Source organism: Mycobacterium canetti CIPT 140010059 (genome assembly GCF_000253375.1).
In the GTDB taxonomy this organism is placed as follows: domain Bacteria; phylum Actinomycetota; class Actinomycetes; order Mycobacteriales; family Mycobacteriaceae; genus Mycobacterium; species Mycobacterium tuberculosis.
This window is the reverse complement of sequence record NC_015848.1, coordinates 1,754,232-1,775,941: the sequence shown is the minus strand read 5'-3', so window position 1 is coordinate 1,775,941 and position 21,710 is coordinate 1,754,232. Positions and strand designations below refer to the sequence as shown.

Below are 21,710 nucleotides of genomic sequence, written 5' to 3'. Positions count from 1 at the left end.
TGCCGGTCAACCCTCGCCACGCAATATCTTTAGCGCGTGCTGCAGATCGGCCGGATACGGGCTGACGATCTCCACCCGCCGGCCGTCGGCCGGATGAGCGAACGCCAGTGAACGCGCGTGCAGCCATTGACGGTCCAACCCGAGCCTCTTCGCTAGCTTGGGATCAGCTCCGTAAACGAGGTCGCCGCAACATGGGTGATGCAACGCGGCGAAGTGCACCCGGATCTGGTGGGTGCGGCCAGTTTCCAGATGCACGTCGAGCAGGCTGGCTGCCACGAACGCTTCCAGCGTGTCGTAGTGCGTAAGGCTGTGCCGGCCATTCTTGGTGATCGCGAACTTCCATTCATGGCCGCGATGACGACCGATCGGCGCGTCGATCGTTCCGCTGGACGGATCTGGATGTCCTTGAACCAGCGCGTGGTACCGCTTGTCCACCGTGCGGTATTTGAACGCCCGCTTCAGCACGGTGTACGCCCGCTCGGAGATCGCCACTACCATCACCCCGGAGGTCCCGACGTCGAGGCGATGCACGATGCCCTGCCGCTCGTGCACCCCGGATGTGGTGATCCGGTACCCGGCGGCGGCGAGTCCGCCGAGCACGGTCGGTCCGGTCCAGCCGACCGACGCATGCGCGGCAACTGCAGCCGGTTTGTCGACCGCAACGATGTCGTCGTCGGAATACAGAATCGTCATGCCCTCGATATCGATGGGGGTGTTCTGCAGCGGCGCGGGCGCCTCGGGCAACCGCACCTGCAGCAAGGCGCCGGAGACGAGCCGATCGGACTTTCCGGCCGGCACGCCATTCAGCTCGACCGCGCCCTCTTCGGCGAGGGCAGCCGCAGCGGTCCGAGACAGTCCCAGCAAGCGGGCCAGTCCGGTGTCAACACGCATTCCCGCCAATCCATCCGGAACGGGCATTGAGCGGTCAGCCATCGGCTTTGCGCCGACCTACGGTGTCCCCGTCGGCGTGTCGCCGACCTACGGTGTCGAAGTCAAAGCCAAAGATCGACAGGATGACCAGCAGGATGGCGCCACCGACTACCGACGGATCGGCGACATTGAACACCGGCCACCAGCCGACCGACAAGAAATCGACGACGTGCCCGCGCAGCGGCCCCGGTGCCCGAAAGAAGCGATCAACCAGGTTGCCCATGGCACCGCCCAGGATCATCCCAAGACCCAGCGCCCACCACGGCGATACCAGCCGCCGCCCCATCCAGAAAATTCCGACCACGACACCCGTCGCAATCAGCGTCAAAACCCAGGTGTATCCGGTCGCCATCGAGAAGGCCGCCCCAGAATTACGCACCAGAGTCCAGGTCACCGTGTCGCCGATAATCGACACCGGCTGGCCGGGCGGCAACAGTTGGACAGCTACCACCTTAGTGACAATGTCGAGTGTGAGCACCACCACAGCGACCGACAGCAGCATGCGCAGCCGTCGCGGCGGCGCGGGAGCGTTAGGTTCCCCCGCCCCCCCGGCTTCCTCGGTCGAGGTCAGCGGATCAGCCGATCCTGTTGGTTCGTCAGGCACACCATCATCATCCCCTAGGGCCGATATGGCCCGCCCAGACCCCGCGGCCGGATGGGAGCAAACCACGTGCGCAATGATCCCATCATGGCCCGCCTCACCGTCATCACTACTGGAGGGACAATCTCGACCACCGCCGGCCCCGATGGGGTGCTACGGCCAACCCATTGCGGGGCGACGCTGATCGCCGGTCTCGACATGGACTCCGACATCGAAGTAGTCGACCTCATGGCGCTGGACAGCTCAAAGTTGACGCCGGCCGATTGGGACCGGATAGGCGCTGCAGTGCAGGAGGCATTCCGCGGCGGCGCAGATGGGGTGGTCATCACTCACGGCACCGATACGCTCGAAGAGACCGCTCTGTGGCTGGACCTCACCTATGCGGGTAGCCGCCCGGTCGTGTTGACCGGGGCCATGCTCAGCGCCGATGCCCCCGGCGCCGATGGCCCGGCCAATCTGCGCGACGCGCTTGCGGTCGCCGCCGACCCAGCCGCCCGCGACCTCGGGGTGCTGGTGAGTTTCGGCGGCCGGGTGTTACAGCCTTTGGGCCTGCACAAGGTGGCCAACCCGGACCTGTGCGGATTCGCCGGCGAGTCGCTTGGCTTCACGTCGGGCGGGGTGCGGCTGACGCGCACCAAGACGCGGCCCTATCTCGGCGATCTGGGCGCTGCCGTGGCGCCACGAGTCGACATCGTCGCCGTCTATCCGGGAAGTGACGCGGTGGCGATGGACGCCTGTGTGGCAGCCGGCGCGCGCGCCGTGGTGCTGGAGGCGCTGGGCTCGGGCAATGCCGGGGCCGCCGTGATCGAGGGAGTCCGTCGCCACTGTCGAGACGGGAGCGATCCGGTGGTGATCGCGGTGTCTACCCGGGTCGCCGGCGCGCGGGTCGGCGCAGGCTATGGTCCCGGGCACGACCTGGTGGAGGCTGGCGCGGTGATGGTACCGCGACTGCCGCCGTCCCAGGCCCGGGTGCTGCTAATGGCCGCGCTGGCGGCCAACTCACCGGTCGCCGACGTCATCGACCGTTGGGGCTGAGGCGCCGGCGGACCCCTCGACCGATAGCTGGCCGATGTAGTCCGGCCAGTCCAAGCTGTCAAGCGGGCTGGCGTTGCTGATGTCGCCGGTGTCGACGGGGAACGTCCGCGCCGAGCCCGGGCCTGAACCACGCGTTTCGAACCGCACGGTGACCACGCCGTGGCCCGCTCCCTGCACCCAGCCGTGCCCAAGCTCAGGGTGGGCGACGTCATCGCCGACCCGCCACATCGTGGCGTCGTGCGCGGCCGGCACGACCGCTCCCGGTGTTTCGACGTAATGCGCTGCCGCCGTTTCCTGCGTCAAGTCCGAGTCGGCAAACAACGACTCCTGGCGAATGTCGCTCAAACCCGAAAACCCAACACCCAGAAGACGAATTGGCCCGATTTGCAGTGGATCCGGCAGCAGCCGGCGGGCCACCGTAAACAGCGCGCCGGCGTCGGTCGTCGGGTAGGGCATCGTCGCCGAGCGGGTTAGCGTGCTCATGTCGGATTTCTTTAGCTTCACCGTGATGGTGCGGGCGCCGCGGCCGTCGCGCAGCAGGCGTTGGTGCGCGTGCTCAGCGATGGAGTCGATCGCCTCGTGCAATTGCTCCATGGTGGTCAGATCGACGGCGAACGTGGACTCGGCGCTGATTTGCTTGGCTTCGGCGCGCTCCACCACTGGGCGGTCGTCGATGCCACGGGCCAGCCGGTGCAGCGCGGGCCCAATCGTCGCGCCTAGGATGTTGGCCGCCTCGGCATCGCTCAGCGCGGCCAGCTGCCCGATTGTCTCGATGCCGAGCCGATGCAGCTTTTCCTCGGCGACCGGGCCGATGCCCCACAGCCGTCGTACCGGCAATCCGCTGAGAAGCGCTTGCTCTTCAGCGTGCCGGACTACCCGAATGCCGTCGGGTTTGGCCAGACCAGAAGCAATCTTGGCGATCTGCTTGCCCGAGCCCGCTCCGACCGAGGCAATCAGGCCGGTCTCGTCGCGCACCCGTCGCCGCAACCGCTCGCAGAACGTCTCGACGTCCTCGGCCACTGCCCCGGCGAGTTGGGGCGGTTCGGCGAACGCTTCATCGAAAGAAAGCTGTTCGACGACGGGCACCAGGCCGCGCACGGTGTCGAATACCCGGCGGCTGGCGATCCCGTACACCACCCCGCGTGGCGGCAACACCACGGCCGTCACCCCGATCAGCCTGCGGGCCTGATGCATCGGCATGGCCGATCGGGCACCGTAGGCCCGCGCTTCATAGCTCGCGCCGGCCACCACACCTCGCCCACCCAGCCCGCCAACCAGCACCGGCCGCCCCCGCAGGGTCGGCCGGGTGAGCTGTTCGACCGAGGCGAAAAACGCATCCATGTCCAGGTGCAGCACCCAGCGGGACTCCACACCCGTGATGCTATTTGGGGCTACCGGAGCTAGTTTTCGCTATGGCGATCAACCTCAACCGCTGCCATCGGCCTTGGCCGACGTGGATCTGGGCGACAACGCCCTAGAGATCGGGTCCCCGCGCCGCGAGCGTAACGCCACGGCGAAGTCGGGCACGGATTTTCAGCCGTGACGTTACGCTCGTCGCCCAGTCGACCTCAGGTCTTTTCGATGCTTACCCGCACGCCGTCGCCGATGGCCACACCATCGGCGAGGTCGGCGAATTCGAAGTTGGTAGCCAAGATTTCTCCGGCAATGAGGTCGCGGTGGGTGCGCGCCCAGTCTTCGCGTTCCGCAGGCACCGACATCACCACCCGGATGCGGTCGGAAACGTCCAGCCCGGTCGACTTACGCAGCTCTTGCAGTTCGCGGATGCGATCTTTGGCCCAGCCCTCGGCTTCGAGTTCGGCAGTGACGGTGCCATCCAGAACGACCAGCCCGGCGCCGTCGGGCAACGCTGCGGTGGACTCCGGGTCGGCGGCCACCAGCCGGGAGCTGTACTCGTCGGGCGTCAGCACCGCGGGGCCCGCCAACAAGGTGCCGTCCGGGTTTATGACGCCGTCGCCGGCCTTGACCGCCTTGATGGCGGCCTGCACATCTTTGCCCAGCCGTGGTCCGGCTACCCGGGCGTTGACCGTGAGCTCGAATCGGCCATAGGTGTCGATGGCATCGGTCAGTTCGACCTGCTTCACGTTAAGCTCGTCGCCAATGAGGTCGACGAACGGCCTCAGAAGTTGCGGATTCTCAACTGCCACAATGAGTTTCGGTAGCGGCAGGCGCACCCTTAGCTTCTTGGCCTTGCGCAGCGAGGATGCCGCCGAGCACACGTCGCGGACCTGGTCCATCGCGGCGACCAGGTCGGCATCCGACGGCAGCAGGTCGGGCGCTGGCCAGTCCGTCAGGTGCACCGATCGCTCGCGTGTCAGACCACGCCAGATTATCTCGGTGATCAGCGGAAGCAGCGGGGCGGCCAGCCTCGTGGTCACCTCCAACACGGTGTGTAGCGTGTCGATGGCATCGGCGTCTTCTGCCCAGAACCGCGAACGCGACCGTCGCACATACCAATTAGTCAACGCCTCAGTGAACTGACGCAAATGTTCACAGGCACCGGGAATATCGTAAACTTCCATCGACTCGCTGAGGTCGTCGCGCAGCACCGCCAGCTTGGCCAGGATATAGCGATCCAGCACATGCACCGAATCGACGCGCCAGGTACCGACTTTCGGTGCATACAGCGCCAGGAAGCTGTAGGTGTTCCACAGGGGCAGCAGGACTTGCCGCACACCGTCGCGAATTCCTTGCTCAGTGACGATCAGGTTGCCGCCGCGCAGAATCGGCGATGCCATTAGGAACCACCGCATGGCGTCGGAGCCGTCGCGATCGAACACCTCTGTTACGTCTGGATAGTTGCGCAGCGACTTGCTCATCTTCTGGCCATCGAAACCAAGGACAATCCCATGCGCCACACAGGTTTTGAATGCCGGCCGGTCAAAGAGCGCGGTCGCCAACACATGCAGTGTGTAAAACCAGCCACGGGTCTGCCCGATGTACTCGACGATGAAGTCGCCGGGGTAGTGTCCCTGGAACCAATCCAGGTTCTCGAACGGGTAGTGCACCTGGGCATACGGCATGGATCCCGAGTCGAACCACACGTCGAGCACATCGGGAATGCGTCGCATCGTGCTACGGCCAGTCGGATCGTCTGGGTTGGGACGGGTGAGCTCGTCGATGTAGGGCCGGTGCAAATTGGCCGGGCGTACGCCGAAGTCGCGCTCCAGCTCGTCGAGGCTGCCGTAGACATCGATGCGCGGGTAGGCCGGGTCGTCGGATTTCCATACCGGAATCGGGGTACCCCAGTAGCGATTCCGGGAGATCGACCAATCGCGGGCGCCCTGCAGCCACTTGCCGAACTGGCCGTCCTTGACGTGTTCGGGATACCACGTGATCTGCTGGTTTAGCTCCACCATGCGGTCTCGGAAGTCCGTCACCCTGACGAACCACGACGACACCGACCGGTAGATCAGCGGGTTACGGCATCGCCAGCAGTGTGGGTAAGGGTGCTCGTAGGTTTCGTGACGAATCAACACTGGGCCATTCACCGCAGCCGGGCCGCTTTGGGTCTTCAGGTCCCGGACGATCTGCGCGTTGGCGTCAAAGACATGCTGCCCTTGGTAATCGGCAACGGTGACGTCGAAGCGTCCCTTGGAGTCGACCGGAGTCACCGGCGCGATACCGACCGCCTCCGCGACCACCATGTCGTCCTCACCATAGGCCGGTGCCATATGCACGATGCCGGTGCCATCGTCGGTCGTTACAAAGTCGCCTGCTAGCACCTGAAAAGCGTTGGGCCAGTCCATGAAATAGGCAAACGGCGGCAGGTAGCGGGTGCCCAGCAGTTCGGCGCCGCGATAGGTGCCGAGCACCACGGGCTCTTCACCGAGTTCGCGGGCGTAAGCGGCCAGCCGTGCCTCGGCCAGTACGAAACGGCGATCGCCCGCCTGGACCTGTACGTAGGTGATGTCCGGGCTTACCGCAACTGCGAGGTTCGACGGCAGGGTCCACGGAGTCGTCGTCCACACCAGCAAGTAGGCACCGTCTAGCCCGTTGTCTGGTTGGCCACCCACCACCTTGAAGCCCACCGTTACCGCGGGATCTTGGCGGCTTTGGTAGACGTCGTCGTCCATCCGCAGTTCGTGATTCGACAGCGGAGTTTCGTCGCGCCAGCAGTACGGCAGCACCCGGTAGCCCTCGTAGGCCAGGCCCTTGTCCCACAACTGTTTGAAGGCCCAAATCACCGACTCCATGTAAGCCAGATCGAGCGTCTTGTAATCGTTGTCGAAGTCGACCCAGCGAGCTTGCCGAGTTACATACGCCTGCCACTCGTCGGTGTAGCGCAACACGGATGCGCGGCAGGCATCGTTGAAGGCGGCGATACCCATGGCCTCGATCTGGGATTTGTCAGTGATGCCAAGCTGGCGCTCGACTTCGAGTTCGGCGGGCAGCCCGTGAGTGTCCCAGCCGAAGCGACGCTCCACCTTGTAACCGCGCATAGTGCGATATCGCGGCACGATGTCTTTGACGTAGCCGGTGAGCAGGTGCCCATAATGCGGCAGACCGTTGGCAAACGGCGGCCCGTCATAGAACACATACTCGGGGGCGCCATCGCGGCGAGCAATGCTGGCCCGGAAGGTGTCGTCACGGGACCAGTAGTCGAGGACCTCGAGTTCGAGTGCCGGGAGGTCGGGTGCCCCGCCGGCCAGCTTTGGATATGCGTTATCGGTCACTTTGCGCGTCGTCTCCCCAGGCCCCAGCACCGTTCGGCACTGCGTGCCTGCAATCCAGGCTCGGGGACGACGCCACGCCGGTGCGCGAACGCCGCGGTACCACCCCGCTTGCCACGCCGATGCGCGGCCGCTCGACTTGAGGCTGTGACGGGCCAACCCGTTCGGTTCTACTGGGCCTAACCGGCCGTTCTTCCGAAGGCTCCCCGGTGATCGCCGGATCGATGCCGTTCCCCTGATTCTACGGGGATTGTCGCCCAGCGCCGCAAATCCACATCGCGGCGCAAGGTCGGCTGCCTGCCCATCGGACTAGGCCTGGACCTCGAGCAGCCCGACGCGCCACAACGCGGCGTAGAGGTGGCGCAGCGGAATGCTCAGCAAACGAGCTGCCCCGTCGACCAGCGGGTCCCCTCCGGTGCCGAAAGGCTGCGCGTCGAGCCGGCGAGCAACCTTCTTGGACGCGGGGGCCGGGGGCACATCGCGCACCACCCGCAGCTTGGGGGCCGAAGCTACGGTTACTACGTCATTGTGCAGAGCAGCGGTCATGATCGCCTCCTAGACGGAGTTGCAAGCGAGGACGGAAATCAAAACGAGCACATATGGACTGAACCGAGTTGGTCCCGTCCCGTAGCGGTTCCGATCCAAGAAGGCTGATCTTGGTTTGACGACTCAGCGCAAAACGTCGCGCCGGAAACCGGATCGGGACGAAACAGAGCCCGGATATCGGTCCGGACTGTCACCGGAACTCATGCGTCCCTCACCTCCTCACGGCCACGACACGTACGGTTGTCCGCACGATAAAGCGCGTCACAGGAGTACAGAGATGCCGGCAACTGCCGGAAATCCGCACCCCTCTCGTCAGAGCTTCGGCACCACACGACGTGTCCGGTAAGCCGGAAGCCACCTGGGCTCAACCCTTAAGCCGGGAAGAGCTGTCCTGACCCGGGGCGTCTCTCGACGTTCGGGGTCAGTGGCCTATGTTCGTGTAGCCGCCTCACCTAACGAGGTGCTTACCGGACCGATCATGCACGACCTACCCGTCTCGGTCAACGTGATCCGGGCGGGTGTCGCGAATCCTTACGCGTTCACCATGTATTTGGCAGCCTTTGCTCAGGTTCGGGCGGCCCGACCACCGCGGGCCCCGACCGCCAGTGCACGCGGACGCAGCCCGTCTAGCACCAGCGACACCACGAAGTCGGCTACCTGGGCGGCGGTGACGTTATCGTCGGTATTCAGCCGTCGGTGTGCCAACTGCCCCACCAGCGCCGCCAACGTGTACGCGGCCATCCGGGACGGGGCCTCGACAACCTCACCGCGCCGTTGAGCGGCAACAACGACGGCTTCGATGTCGTCGATGAACCGCTCGTAGATTCCGCCGAGATGCTCTTCGAATCGGCCCCCAAGCGCGTAAGCGTCACGGAACAGTAGTTTGACGGTAGCCTTGTCGGTTTCGAAGAACTCGAACGTGGCCTGTACCGCGGCCTGTAACAGGGCCCGAAGCGGCGCCTCGGTAGACCCGCCAACGCGGGCCAGTTCGGCCGCGACATGCGCGCGCAGCGCCTCCTCTTCACCGGCCATCAAGGCGTGGAACAAGTCGTCCTTGGAGTCGAAGTACCAGTAGATCAGCCCGTACGCCAGGCCGGCCTGCTTGGCGATGTCTGCGACGGTGGTGGCATGAAAACCCTTGTGAGCAAACACTATTTTGGCCGCGGCCAAGATCTCGTCGCGCCGTTGCGACTTGTCCTCATCGCTGACCGCTCGGCGCCGCCGCGCGCTAGCGCGGCTCACCTTTGCACCAACCCCTGCAGTTGCCCGACGGTGTCGATGAACTCCTCGACCATGTCAAGCACCACCGAGCGGACCGACCGCACCCGGTCGAGTGAGCCGACGACCTGTCCGACGAAGTAGGTCGCCAGCTCACGAGCCTTGGCCCCGGGCTGGCCGGCGGCCTGGTTGATGCGCAACTGCGGGTCGCTGACCAGCGCGCTCTGCAGCGGCATGCCAAGCGGGTCGGGGCTGTCAGGCCGATCCCATTCGTCGGTCCAGGCCGTGCGCAGCATGCGCGCCGGCTTGCCGGTTAGCGACCGGGACCGCACCGTGTCCGAGGATGTTGCGGCCAGAAACTTGTCCTTGACCACCGGGGGCGTTTCGGCTTCTTCGGTGGTCAACCAGACCGACCCGCACCAGACGCCTTCCGCCCCCAGGGCCAACGCCGCAGCGATCTGGCGGCCACGGGCGATCCCGCCCGCGGCCAGCACCGGCGTTGGCGACACCGCATCGACGACTTCGGGAACCAGAACCATGGTCGCCACCTCGCCGGTGTGGCCTCCGGCCTCGGTGCCCTGCGCGACGATCAGGTCAACACCCGCAGCCGCGTGTCGCCGCGCGTGCTGCGCCGTGCCGGCTAGGGCGGCAACCAGCACGTCATGGTTGTGGGCGCGCTCCACGAGATCCGGTGGCGGCGGCCCGAGCGCGCTGGCGATCAACCGGATGTCATGGGCGAAGGCCACATCCAGCAACGGCTGATAACCCTTGGGCGAGATGTGCAGCCCACCGGCCGAGGACGAACGCTGCCGGTCGGTGACCGCGGGGATGCCATAGCGAACCAGCAAGTCGTCGACGAAGGTGCGATGCCCTTCGGGTATGAGCTCCCGGGCCTGCTGGGCATCGATACCGCCTTGCTCGGCGCCGATGTATTTGGGCGGCAGCAGCACGTCGACTCCGTACGGCTTGCCACCCGTGTGCTCCTCGATCCAGGTCAGCTCGCTCTCCAGCCGTTTGGGGCTATGTGCGACGGCACCGAGGATCCCGAACCCGCCCGCATTGGACACCGCCGCCACCACATCCCGGCAGTGGCTGAACGCGCATATTGGAAACTCAGCACCGAGCAGCTCGGCGACTCTGGTCCGCATTGCGACGACGCTAAGAGTTATTGATTGATATGTCAATCTAATAGGGTAGATTACCTGCCATGTCCGACCCGTTGACCGCCCAAGAGCAGCACAAACGTCGCCAGGCGGTGCGTGAGCTGATGCCGAGGACGCCGTTCATCGGCGGGCTCGGCATCGTGTTCGAACGCTACGAACCCGACGACGTCGTGATCCGACTCCCGTTTCGCACCGACCTCACCAATGACGGCACCTACTTTCACGGTGGGGTGATCGCGTCGGTGATGGACACCGCCGGTGCCGCCGCCGCTTGGTCGAACCACGACTTCGACAGGGGCACCCGCGCCGCCACGGTCGCGATGAGCATCCAGTACACCGGCGCCGCCAAGCGGTGTGACTTGCTCTGTCATGCGCGCACTGCCCGACGCCGCAAGGAACTCACCTTCACCGAGATCACCGCAACCGATCCCGACGGGAACATCGTCGCTCACGCTGTGCAGACCTACCGGATCGTCTAGTGCTTCTGCGCCGAACGTGCACTCAGGGCGGAAAAATCGCCGGCGGAATCTCGCCATGGTTACACGCTCGGCGCAGTCACCTTGGCGAAAGGCCGTCGGGCGGCCAGCTGGAAACGCCGTCTTCCAGTGGGACCTCGAGGCTGTGCAGGATCGAAGCGACCATTCGCCATGCGCTTATCACCGTAACGAGTTCGATGAGAACCACTTTGTCGCAATGTAATTCCCGCTCGCAAGCCGACCAGCTCTGCGCACTCACCGCGCCCTCGCGCACCACGTCATCGGTGGCCGCCAGGACGGCCTGCTCAGCGGGCCCGAACCCGTTGTACCCTTGCCAATCCCGTACACCGAGCAGATCGTCGGCCGACACGCCAAGCCCTGAAGCAACCCGCCAGTGTTGGGTCCATTCGTAGTCACAGTCGGTGAGCCAACCAATCCGCATGATCACCAACTCACGCAACCGTGAGTCCAGGGTCCCGTGCCACAGCATGGTGGCGAGCAGGTCGTTGAAGGTCCGCGCTAGTCGCGGATGATTCAGCAACACTTGGAAGATGCTGAGCTCAGCCATGTAGTCGGGCACGCCCGCTTCGTCGGCAGCAGCTTTGGCCTCGTCGACCGGCAACAGGGGCACGCGGGATGTTGTCATGGTGTGAGCACTCCGTGGATAGGCGGGACACCGTCGCGTTCACCGGCCATGGTAGCCAGCAGATCCTCGGCGCCTTCGAGCCGCACGCAGCGGCGAGGCAGGCTTGCGAAGGGGTATCGACCGGACACCAACAGATCAAGCGCGGCCCGGTAGGCGGTGGCGTCTACGCCGAGGGCGCCAAGCACACGCAGCTCCTTGAACACAACGACGTCGGGCGAAAATCCCGGTGCCCCGCTGCCCACGCCCCGGGTGCCGGCGACAACAACGGTCCCGGCGGGCCGGGCTAGCGCTATCGCCTGTGCGAATGCCGCTGGCGCCTTGGCGGTCACGTCGACAACGACGTCTGCCAGCCCACCGGTCTGTTCGGTCAGGGCGGCGACCGGGTCATCGATCGCAACATCGACGGCGAGGTCGGCTCCGAACTGTGCCGCCAGCGCCAACCGGTCGGCGTCACGGGGTCCCAACCCGGTCACCATCACGAACCCGGCACCGGCCCCTTTTGCCGCCGCGGCGGCGCACAGCCCCCGGATTCCTGGACCCAGCACCGCCACGACGTCGCCCGGTTTGGTTTCGGGAATCGTTACTCCCCAACGTATTCCCGCCCCCAGCGGGTTGAACAAGGTGGCCACTTCCGGGCTGAGGTCACCGGCCACCCGCAACACCATCGAATCCGGCGCCAGGTACTGATATTCGGCGTAACCGCCCCACAGGCCAGGCTCTCGGTCAACCGGGATGAACCCGTACATGTCAGCGAGGCCATGCCGTACACAACGCCGGTACTCGCCGCCACGACAGTTAGCGCACTGCCGACACGACTGGAATACCTCGACGGCTACTCGGTCGCCGGCCGACACGCCCCACCGCTGCTCCGCCCGCGGACCGATGGCCGCAATCGTCCCGACCGTCTCGTGGCCAGGTACGAAGGCAAACCCACCGGCCAGCTCGCCCGTGTATTGCTCGTGATCGGTGCCGCACAGCCCGCAGGCCTCTACCCGCACTAGTGCGTCATCATCGCCGATGCGCGGCAGCCGGTACTGGCGCACGACCAGCCTGCGCGGCGCCTCCAATACCAATGCCCGTACCACCGCGCCGTCCGACATACCAGCACACTAGGAATCGTGTCGTGCTCAGTCAATGCCGAGCGGCCCACTAACACTGGGCCACAGAGACAGCAAACCGGTTGTAGCACAATGGAAAACAAGCTCCAACGATGCAGTCAAGCGTCTAACCGGGTGAACTCACGCCGTCGGTAAAGCTGGACGCACTGTGCCCGCCTGATCTTGCCGCTGGTGGTGATGGGAATCGACCCGGGCGACACCAGAACGAGATCGGCCACGCTCAGACCGTGCGAATCAAATATCGCCGCGGCGACGTCACGCTTGACGATGCGCAGCCGGTCCGCCACATCCTCGTCGGAGTCTCCCCGTTTCTTGAGTTCGATAATCGCGACCAGCTTTTCGGTGCCGTGGTCGGGGACCGCGATCGCCGCACAGCGGCCGGAGGTTATCTCCTGGATGGTCGCCTCGATGTCGTCGGGAGCGTGGTTGCGCCCATACACAATCAAGAGGTCCTTGATGCGGCCGATGATGAACAGCTCGCCGCCGGAGACGAAACCCGAATCCCCGGTTCGCAGCCAAGGCGCTTCGGGTGTGCCCGCCGAAGGGGTGACAATCCTGGCGCCAAACGTGCGCTTGCTCTCCTCGGGTTTGTGCCAATAGCCGGACGCGACGTTGCCACCTTGCACCCAGATCTCACCGACCGATCCCTGCGGACACTCGATACACGTGTCTGGATCAACGATGCGCACTAGCTGTGACCGTGGGACGCCGTAGCTGACCAGCGGTGTGCCGCTTCCGCTCGGGCACCGGATCGCTTGGCCCGCAGGCAGTTTCTCGGATTCGAAGTCGACGATTTCTGGTGGTTCGTTCACATTACGGGTCGCTATGTACACCGTTGCTTCCGCCATGCCATACGCGGGCCGCAGCGCCGCGGCGGCAAAATTAAAGCGGCCGAACCGTTCAGCAAATCGTTTGAGGGTCGCCGGGTGTACTCGCTCGCTGCCGTTGAGGATGGTGTGCACGCCGGCGAGGTCAAGTCCGTCCATGTCGTCGTCTGACGTCTTACGCACCGCCAACTCGAAAGCGAAATTCGGTCCTGCCGAAATCGTGCGACCGTTACGTGCCAGCAGTTGTATCCATCGAGCCGGCCGCTGAAGGAACCCCACCGGACTCGTCAACACGGTGGGTACACCCGCCAGGATCGGCATGATCGCGCCTAATAGAAGACCCATGTCGTGGTACAGCGGCAGCCAAGACACCACAGTGAGGTCCGGCGGGACGACGCCCCCCTCGGGCGCAAAGAAGTCGGCCACGATCTGCTCGAAATTGGCGAAGACATTTTTGTTCGAGACCATGACACCGGCCGGCGTACGGGTGGATCCCGAAGTATATTGCAAATACGCGGTTTCCGGCGTATCCCTGCCGGTTGGGCGCGCGCCAGGGCTGCGGGAGCGCTGCCGAGAATCTAAGTCCAGCAAATCAAGCTCAACGATTGATGGTGTGGACTGGCCTGGCTGTGGCTGAGCGCATTCTCTGACATCGTCAACGGCCCCCGACGTCGTCAGAATGACAGCGGGCGAAGTGTCGCTTAGCACCGAAATCGTACGCTCATCGTGGGCGCCGGCATGTGGAACCGGCAGCGGAACCGCGATACGTCCGGCCTGCAACGCGCCGAGAAATCCAACGACGTATTCGATTCCCTGCGGTGCCAGTATCACTGCCCGATCACCGGTCGCCCCCACATGCCGGAGCGGCTCGGCGACATTGAGCATTCGCCGATACAACTGAGACCAGGTCAGGGTTTCGGCAACACCGGCCCAGTCCTGCTCGTAATCGATGTAGGTGATGGCCGCACCATTGGGGTGCACACTGGCGCGCTCGCGCAGCGCGGTGGGAATCGAAGACGCGACCACGGCAGCACACTACCTCTAACGCTTCGTCAACGCTGACGGTTTCGCCCGACGGTGACTCAGCTTCCACAACCAACCTGGCGCTGGTGGCAGCAAAGAGAGACGGAGCAGGTGCAGTCCAGCCACATCGACGGAGAAATAGTCGGCGCGTTGATCCCTGACCTGGCGGTGCTGCACAGCGAGGATGCCTCACGCGCGGCCGTGGGAAGGGAAAAGCATAGATGCTCGTTGGATCCTCTAGGTGGCGGCTTCCGTTCCCGTCGTGCCTCGATGCCGGCCGGCGCGCTTCTGCTGTCTGCGGTCATCGCAATACAACTGGACCGGATGAATGCCAGAGTATTCGGCGATGGCTGGATCGGCGCGCAAGCGTGCATGTGGGTCAACAAGTTTCACGAGGAGAGCACCGTCACCGCGTTGTCCCCCAGTAGTCCGATCGCGCAGGGCTCGATCGCGCGGCATCCAGAGACGATACAATCGGCGTACGTGCGCATCGCCGAGGGCGGATCGCACGATGTCGCCCCAGCCGCCCAGCTTCAGCGACGACGGCCTTGATCCGCTCAGTGAAACCTGCACGTAACATTTTCGATTTCGGGGATTTCCGGGCACCAATTGGCATAACCTGAACATCGGAGTTCGGGTTGCCTTCGACACTTCGGCAATCCGTCTTCCACGACTAGGCAAATTGCGTGGCGCGAAGCCCGGCTGGCTACCTAAGCCGGTCCGGCACGGGCGGTCGTCCACCATCAGATATTGACGACGAGGCAGGGAAAGGCGACATCGGACCGCGAGGCGTCCGGCGCTTCCGCAATTGTCCGCTGCACCGGCGGATTATAGTTGTGAGCTGCGACTTTAATATTGACTGATGAATCAATCATGACTTCCGAGGCAGTTTCGAGTTGACGCCAGCGTCAGGAACTTTTTTTGTACGTCCGAACGATTTTTCCACATATATCGGGGCAACCGGCTACGCTGCTGTTCACGCCAATGAACTAAAGGGTTGGCGTGAAGCGTGGGGGTCGGTGGGTGCGTTTGGTGCTGCGGTTCTATCAACCCGGACCGAAGTTCGACGATACGCCGCTGGCAAAAGCTTGAACCGTGGGTAAGGAGAGAACAAAGACCGTGGATAGGACACGTGTTACGCCGGTAGCTGTCATTGGTATGGGGTGCCGGCTGCCGGGGGGCATCGACTCACCCGATCGGTTGTGGGAGGCGTTGCTGCGGGGCGACGATCTGGTCACCGAGATCCCCGCCGACCGCTGGGACATCGACGAGTACTACGACCCCGAACCCGGCGTGCCCGGACGCACCGACTGCAAATGGGGCGCGTTCCTCGATAACGTCGGCGACTTTGATCCCGAGTTCTTCGGGATCGGGGAGAAAGAAGCGATAGCGATCGATCCGCAGCACCGCTTGTTGCTGGAAACCTCCTGGGAAGCCATGGAGCACGGCGGCCTAACACCGAACCAGATGGCCTCGCGGACAGGGGTTTTCGTGGGGTTGGTTCATACCGACTACATATTGGTACACGCCGACAACCAGACTTTCGAAGGGCCGTACGGCAACACGGGCACCAATGCCTGCTTCGCATCCGGGCGGGTGGCGTACGCCATGGGCTTGCAGGGTCCCGCGATCACGGTAGATACCGCATGCTCGTCTGGCCTCACCGCTATTCACCTGGCTTGTCGTAGCCTGCACGACGGCGAAAGCGACATTGCGCTAGCCGGCGGTGTCTACGTGATGCTCGAACCGCGGCGGTTCGCCTCGGGCTCGGCGTTGGGCATGTTGTCTGCGACCGGGCGCTGTCATGCGTTCGACGTTTCCGCGGACGGTTTCGTCTCCGGTGAGGGTTGTGTCATGTTGGCGCTCAAGCGGTTGCCGGATGCGCTGGCCGATGGGGACCGGATCCTGGCCGTAATTCGTGGCACGGCCGCCAACCAAGACGGCCACACCGTCAATATCGCGACACCATCACGGTCCGCGCAGGTCGCGGCGTATCGGGAGGCGTTGGATGTGGCCGGTGTGGACCCGGCTACGGTGGGCATGGTCGAGGCGCACGGCCCGGGCACCCCGGTGGGTGACCCCATCGAATACGCCAGCCTGGCCGAGGTATACGGCAACGACGGCCCCTGCGCGCTGGCATCGGTGAAGACCAATTTCGGCCACACCCAGTCGGCCGCTGGAGCGCTGGGACTGATGAAGGCGGTCCTGGCCCTCCAACACGGCGTGGTCCCACAGAATCTGCACTTCACGGCCCTGCCTGACAAGCTTGCCGCAATCGAAACCAACCTGTTTGTGCCGCAAGAGATTACGCCGTGGCCCGGCGCCGATCAAGAAACGCCCCGGCGCGCGGCGGTGTCGTCGTATGGCATGACGGGCACCAATGTGCACGCCATTGTCGAGCAGGCACCGGTGCCAGCCCCCGAATCCGGTGCACCAGGCGACACCCCGGCCACACCCGGTATCGACGGCGCGCTGCTGTTCGCGCTGTCGGCCAGCTCGCAGGACGCGCTGCGGCAGACCGCCGCGCGGCTGGCCGATTGGGTCGACGCCCAAGGACCCGAGCTGGCGCCGGCGGATCTGGCCTACACCCTGGCCCGCCGGCGCGGACACCGGCCGGTGCGCACCGCCGTACTGGCCGCCACCACCGCGGAGCTGACCGAGGCGCTGCGGGAAGTCGCCACCGGCGAAACCCCCTACCCACCCGCGGTCGGCCAAGACGACCGCGGACCGGTCTGGGTGTTCTCCGGGCAAGGCTCGCAATGGGCGGGCATGGGCGCCGACCTGCTGGCCACCGAACCGGTATTCGCCGCCACCATCGCCGCGATCGAACCACTGATCGCCGCGGAATCCGGCTTCTCGGTGACCGAAGCCATGACCGCCCCCGAGGTCGTGACCGGCATCGACCGGGTGCAACCGACCCTGTTCGCCATGCAGGTCGCGCTGGCGGCCACAATGAAGTCCTACGGCGTAGCGCCCGGCGCGGTCATCGGCCACTCGCTGGGCGAGTCCGCGGCCGCGGTGGTCGCCGGCGCGCTCTGCCTCGAAGACGGAGTGCGCGTCATCTGCCGGCGGTCGGCGCTGATGACCCGTATCGCCGGCGCCGGCGCCATGGCATCGGTGGAACTGCCTGCCCAACAAGTGCTTTCGGAGTTGATGGCGCGCGGCGTCAACGACGCCGTGGTCGCGGTGGTGGCCTCCCCGCAGTCCACCGTGATCGGCGGGGCCACCCAGACGGTACGCGACCTGGTGGCCGCCTGGGAGCAACGCGACGTGCTGGCCCGTGAGGTGGCCGTCGACGTAGCATCGCACTCCCCGCAGGTCGACCCGATCCTCGACGAACTGGCCGAAGCGCTCGCCGAAATCAGCCCGCTGCAACCGGAAATCCCCTACTACTCGGCGACCTCGTTCGACCCGCGCGAGGAGCCCTACTGCGACGCCTACTACTGGGTGGACAACCTGCGCCACACCGTACGCTTCGCCGCGGCGGTGCAAGCCGCCCTCGAAGACGGCTACCGGGTCTTCACCGAGCTGACCCCCCACCCCCTGCTGACCCACGCGGTCGACCAGACCGCCCGCAGCCTCGACATGTCGGCGGCTGCGCTGGCCGGCATGCGCCGCGAACAACCACTGCCCCACGGGCTGCGCGCACTGGCCGGCGACCTCTACGCCGCCGGCGCCGCCGTCGACTTCGCCGTGCTCTACCCCACCGGCCGACTGATCAACGCACCACTGCCCACATGGAACCACCGTCGTCTGCTGCTCGACGACACGACCCGTCGCATCGCCCACGCCAATACCGTCGCCGTACACCCATTGCTGGGCTCCCACGTGCGCCTGCCCGAGGAGCCGGAACGCCACGTCTGGCAGGGCGAGGTCGGCACCGTGACACAACCCTGGCTGGCCGATCACCAAATCCACGGCGCGGCCGCCCTTCCCGGAGCCGCCTACTGCGAGATGGCGTTGGCCGCAGCCCGCGCCGTCCTCGGCGAAGCCTCCGAAGTCCGCGACATCCGATTCGAGCAGATGTTGCTGCTCGACGACGAAACCCCCATCGGCGTCACCGCCACGGTAGAAGCCCCCGGCGTTGTCCCACTCACAGTAGAGACGGCCGGGGACGGGGACCGCGCGCGGAAGGCCTCCGCCGTGCTGCACACCGCCGACGGTGACGATCGGCCACCCGCGCGGGACATGGCTGCCCTGCTGGCTAGCCATCCCCACCAGGTGGACGGTGATGAGCTTCGACAAGGGTTCGACACCCGCGGCATTCAGTTCGGTCCGGCTTTCACGGGTCTAGCCTGTGCGCATACCGCCGAGGGGACCGGCGAGACGGTGCTGGCCGAGGTCGGCATGCCGGGTTCGATCCGCGCGCAACAGGGCGCCTACGGCGTCCACCCGGCGCTGTTGGATGCGTGCTTCCAGTCGGTGGCGGCTCATCCCGCCGTCCAGGGCGTGGGTAATGGTGGTTTGTTGCTGCCGTTGGGTGTGCGGCGGTTGCGGTCCTACGGTCCGGCGCGCCACGCCCGGTACTGCTATGCGACGGTGACCGCGTGCGGTGTGGGCGTGGAAGCCGACCTGGACGTGTTGGACGAGCACGGCACCGTCCTGCTGGCGGTGCGCGGCCTGCAGATGGGTACCGGCGCGTCGCAGGCCAGCGAACGTGCCCGGGTTTTGGGTGAGCGGCTGCTTGGCATCGAATGGCACGAACGTGAGCTGCCCGAAAACAGCCACGCCGAACCCGGCGCCTGGCTGCTGATCAGCACCTCCGCTGCCGCCGATCTGCTAGCCACCGAGTTGACCGACGCGCTGAAGCTGCGCGAGGCACAGTGCACAACCATGTCCTGGCCACAGCGCGCCGACCACGCAGCCCAGGCCGCGCGGCTGCGCGACCAGCTCGGCACCGGCGGGTTCACCGGCGTGGTGGTACTCACCGCACCCCAAAACGGCAACCCCGACAACGAGTCCCCCGTCCACGGTAGCGAGCACGTTAAACAGATGGTGCGTATCGCCCGCGAGCTCCCCGAGATCGTGGGCCAAGCACCGCGGCTGTATGTGCTGACCCGAAACGCCCAGAAGGTGCTGCCCGACGACCGGCCTAACCTCGAGCAGGGCGGGCTGCGTGGGCTGCTGCGGGTGATTGGTGCCGAACACCCGCATTTGAAGGTCAGCTACATCGACCTTCCCCACCAAATGGATGAGCAGACCGGCGCGGAGTCGGTGGCGCGTCAGCTGCTGGCGGCCAGCGGCGAGGATGAGACCGCCTGGCGCAACGACCAGTGGTACACCGCCCGGTTGTGCCCAGCCCCGCTGCGCCCCGAGGAGCGGCAAACCACCGTCGTCGACCACGCCGAGGCCGGCATGCGCCTACAGATCCGTACTCCCGGTGACCTGCAAACCTTGGAGTTCGCCGCGTTCGACCGGGTCCCGCCGGGCCCGGGAGAGATCGAGGTCGCCGTCACCGCGTCCAGCATCAACTTCGCCGACGTGCTGGTCACCTTCGGCCGCTACCAAACCCTCGACGGGCGACAGCCGCAGCTGGGCACCGATTTCGCCGGGGTGGTGAGCGCGGTCGGGCCCGGGGTCAGCGAACTCAAGGTCGGTGACCGGGTCGGCGGCATGTCACCCAACGGCTGCTGGGCCACGTTCGTCACCTGCGACGCCCGCCTGGCCACCAGACTGCCCGAGGGGCTGACCGACGCCCAAGCCGCGGCAGTGACCACCGCCAGCGCCACCGCGTGGTACGGGCTGCAGGACCTGGCGCGGATCAAGGCCGGCGACAAGGTGCTCATCCACTCCGCCACCGGCGGAGTGGGCCAGGCCGCGATCGCGATCGCGCGTGCGGCCGGAGCCCAGATCTACGCCACCGCAGGCAACGAAAAGCGTCGAGACCTGCTGCGCGACATGGGCATCGAACACGTCTATGACTCGCGCAGCGTCGAGTTCGCCGAGCAGATCCGCCGCGACACCGCCGGCTACGGCGTGGACATCGTGCTCAACTCCGTGACCGGTGCCGCACAGTTGGCCGGCCTCAAACTACTGGCCCTGGGCGGCCGCTTCATCGAAATCGGCAAACGCGACATCTACGGCGACACCAAGCTCGGGCTCTTCCCGTTCCGGCAGAACCTCTCGTTTTATGGTGTGGATTTGGGGTTGATGTCGGTGAGCCATCCGGCTGCGGTCCGCGAACTGTTGGCCACGGTGTATCGGTTGACCGTCGAGGGTGTGCTGCCGATGCCGCAGAGCACCCATTACCCGCTGGCCGAGGCGGCCACCGCGATCCGGGTGATGGGCGCGGCCGAGCACACCGGCAAGCTCATCCTCGACGTCCCCCACGCCGGGCGCAGCAACGTGGTGCTTCCCCCCGAACAGGCTCGGGTTTTCCGTTCAGACGGGTCCTACATCATCACCGGTGGCCTGGGTGGGCTGGGCTTATTCCTGGCCGAGAAGATGGCCAACGCCGGGGCCGGCCGCATCGTGCTCAGCTCGCGCTCACAGCCCAGCCAAAAGGCGTTGGAGACCATCGAACTCGTCCGCGCGATCGGGTCTGACGTAGTGGTGGAGTGCGGCGATATCGCCCAGCCGGACACCGCCGACCGGTTGGTCACGGCGGCCACCGCGACGGGTTTGCCGCTGCGCGGCGTGCTGCACGCGGCCGCGGTGGTCGAGGACGCCACCTTGGCCAACATCACCGACGAACTCATCGAACGCGACTGGGCGCCCAAGGCATATGGCGCCTGGCAACTGCACCGGGCCACCGCGGACCAGCCGCTGGACTGGTTCTGCTCATTCTCCTCAGCGGCCGCCCTGGTGGGCTCGCCGGGTCAGGGCGCCTACGCCGCGGCCAACAGCTGGCTGGACACCTTCACCCACTGGCGGCGAGCCCAAGACCTACCAGCCACCTCCATCGCCTGGGGCGCCTGGGGCCAGATCGGCCGCGCGATCGCCTTTGCCGAACAAACCGGCGACGCCATCGCCCCCGAGGAAGGCGCCTACGCCTTCGAGACCCTGCTGCGCCACAACCGCGCCTACAGCGGCTACGCCCCGGTGATCGGATCACCCTGGCTGACAGCCTTCGCCCAGCACAGCCCATTCGCGGAGAAGTTCCAATCCCTGGGGCAAAACCGTTCAGGCACAAGCAAATTCCTTGCCGAGCTCGACGAGCTGACACAGGAAGAGTGGCCCACCCGGCTTCGTCGTCTGATTTCCGAGCAGGTCGGCCTAATCCTGCGACGCACTGTCGATGCCGATCGTCCGCTCTCCGAGTTCGGCCTTGACTCACTGGGCAACCTCGAACTGCGCACTCACATCGAAGCCGAGACGAAGATACGCATTACCACGGCCGATATCACCACCATCCGGGGTTTGGCGGATCTCCTGTTCGACAAATTGTCATCAAAAGCCGACATTGCAGCACCTTCATGAGGTAGGAATGGACCTAA

Annotated in this window: 14 protein-coding genes and 1 riboswitch; of the genes, 4 read left to right on the top strand and 10 right to left on the bottom strand. The window is 65.5% G+C overall.

Annotated features, from left to right (window positions below; all coding sequences use genetic code 11):
- Nucleotides 1-6 precede the first annotated feature (6 nt).
- Both MCAN_RS08205 and lspA read right to left on the bottom strand, forming a co-directional pair.
- On the bottom strand, nt 7-933 hold the full coding sequence (locus tag MCAN_RS08205) for an RluA family pseudouridine synthase (protein ID WP_003407723.1): 927 nt from the start codon (nt 931-933) through the stop codon (nt 7-9).
- Nucleotides 926-1,534: a signal peptidase II gene (lspA, locus tag MCAN_RS08200; RefSeq protein WP_003407722.1), complete on the bottom strand. Its 609-nt coding sequence runs from the start codon at nt 1,532-1,534 to the stop codon at nt 926-928. The genes MCAN_RS08205 and lspA overlap by 8 nt, the downstream gene beginning before the upstream one ends.
- Before the next feature lie 51 nt (nt 1,535-1,585).
- Between lspA and MCAN_RS08195 the strand changes: the two genes are divergently transcribed.
- Nucleotides 1,586-2,566, top strand: coding sequence for an asparaginase (locus MCAN_RS08195; RefSeq protein WP_003407720.1), 981 nt, complete (start codon nt 1,586-1,588; stop codon nt 2,564-2,566).
- Here the strand turns inward: MCAN_RS08195 and MCAN_RS08190 are convergent.
- The 5 genes from MCAN_RS08190 to MCAN_RS08170 all read right to left on the bottom strand — a co-directional run bounded on the left by MCAN_RS08190 (nt 2,531) and on the right by MCAN_RS08170 (nt 10,169).
- Nucleotides 2,531-3,937: a DNA polymerase IV gene (locus MCAN_RS08190; protein WP_003407718.1), complete on the bottom strand. Its 1,407-nt coding sequence runs from the start codon at nt 3,935-3,937 to the stop codon at nt 2,531-2,533. The two genes, MCAN_RS08195 and MCAN_RS08190, sit on opposite strands and share 36 nt — an antisense overlap.
- Before the next feature lie 197 nt (nt 3,938-4,134).
- On the bottom strand, nt 4,135-7,260 hold the full coding sequence (gene ileS, locus MCAN_RS08185; RefSeq protein WP_014000815.1) for an isoleucine--tRNA ligase: 3,126 nt from the start codon (nt 7,258-7,260) through the stop codon (nt 4,135-4,137).
- 306 nt (nt 7,261-7,566) lie between these two features.
- Nucleotides 7,567-7,803 (bottom strand): Rv1535 family protein, encoded by a 237-nt coding sequence (locus tag MCAN_RS08180; protein ID WP_003407710.1) that lies wholly within the window; start codon nt 7,801-7,803, stop codon nt 7,567-7,569.
- 297 nt (nt 7,804-8,100) lie between these two features.
- Nucleotides 8,101-8,270, bottom strand: a riboswitch (M-box (ykoK) riboswitch).
- 97 nt (nt 8,271-8,367) lie between these two features.
- Nucleotides 8,368-9,045, bottom strand: coding sequence for a TetR/AcrR family transcriptional regulator (locus MCAN_RS08175; RefSeq protein WP_003407700.1), 678 nt, complete (start codon nt 9,043-9,045; stop codon nt 8,368-8,370).
- The gene (locus MCAN_RS08170) at nt 9,042-10,169 is read right to left on the bottom strand and encodes an NAD(P)H-dependent flavin oxidoreductase (RefSeq protein WP_014000814.1); all 1,128 of its coding nucleotides are present in this window, start codon (nt 10,167-10,169) and stop codon (nt 9,042-9,044) included. Before MCAN_RS08170 ends, MCAN_RS08175 begins: the two co-directional genes overlap by 4 nt.
- Before the next feature lie 59 nt (nt 10,170-10,228).
- Here MCAN_RS08170 and MCAN_RS08165 point away from each other — a divergent pair, with 59 nt between their 5' ends.
- Complete coding sequence (locus tag MCAN_RS08165) at nt 10,229-10,663, top strand: PaaI family thioesterase (RefSeq protein ID WP_003407695.1); 435 nt, start codon at nt 10,229-10,231, stop codon at nt 10,661-10,663.
- A 76-nt stretch (nt 10,664-10,739) separates the two neighbouring features.
- On the opposite strand, the gene MCAN_RS08160 is transcribed toward MCAN_RS08165, so the two are convergent.
- The 3 genes from MCAN_RS08160 to fadD24 all read right to left on the bottom strand — a co-directional run bounded on the left by MCAN_RS08160 (nt 10,740) and on the right by fadD24 (nt 14,277).
- Nucleotides 10,740-11,306: a carboxymuconolactone decarboxylase family protein gene (locus MCAN_RS08160; RefSeq protein ID WP_003407692.1), complete on the bottom strand. Its 567-nt coding sequence runs from the start codon at nt 11,304-11,306 to the stop codon at nt 10,740-10,742.
- A complete protein-coding gene (locus tag MCAN_RS08155; protein ID WP_003407690.1) occupies nt 11,303-12,406 on the bottom strand; it encodes a zinc-dependent alcohol dehydrogenase in 1,104 nt (367 codons plus the stop codon). Before MCAN_RS08155 ends, MCAN_RS08160 begins: the two co-directional genes overlap by 4 nt.
- Nucleotides 12,407-12,522: 116 nt before the next feature.
- Entirely contained in the window at nt 12,523-14,277 is a 1,755-nt protein-coding gene (fadD24, locus tag MCAN_RS08150) for a fatty-acid--AMP ligase FAAL24/FadD24 (protein WP_014000813.1), read from the bottom strand.
- Nucleotides 14,278-14,328: 51 nt separating this feature from the next.
- Here fadD24 and MCAN_RS08145 point away from each other — a divergent pair, with 51 nt between their 5' ends.
- Nucleotides 14,329-14,826, top strand: coding sequence for a hypothetical protein (locus tag MCAN_RS08145; protein WP_014000812.1), 498 nt, complete (start codon nt 14,329-14,331; stop codon nt 14,824-14,826).
- 543 nt (nt 14,827-15,369) lie between these two features.
- Nucleotides 15,370-21,693, top strand: coding sequence for a sulfolipid-1 biosynthesis phthioceranic/hydroxyphthioceranic acid synthase (gene pks2, locus MCAN_RS08140; protein ID WP_014000811.1), 6,324 nt, complete (start codon nt 15,370-15,372; stop codon nt 21,691-21,693).
- Nucleotides 21,694-21,710 lie beyond the last annotated feature (17 nt).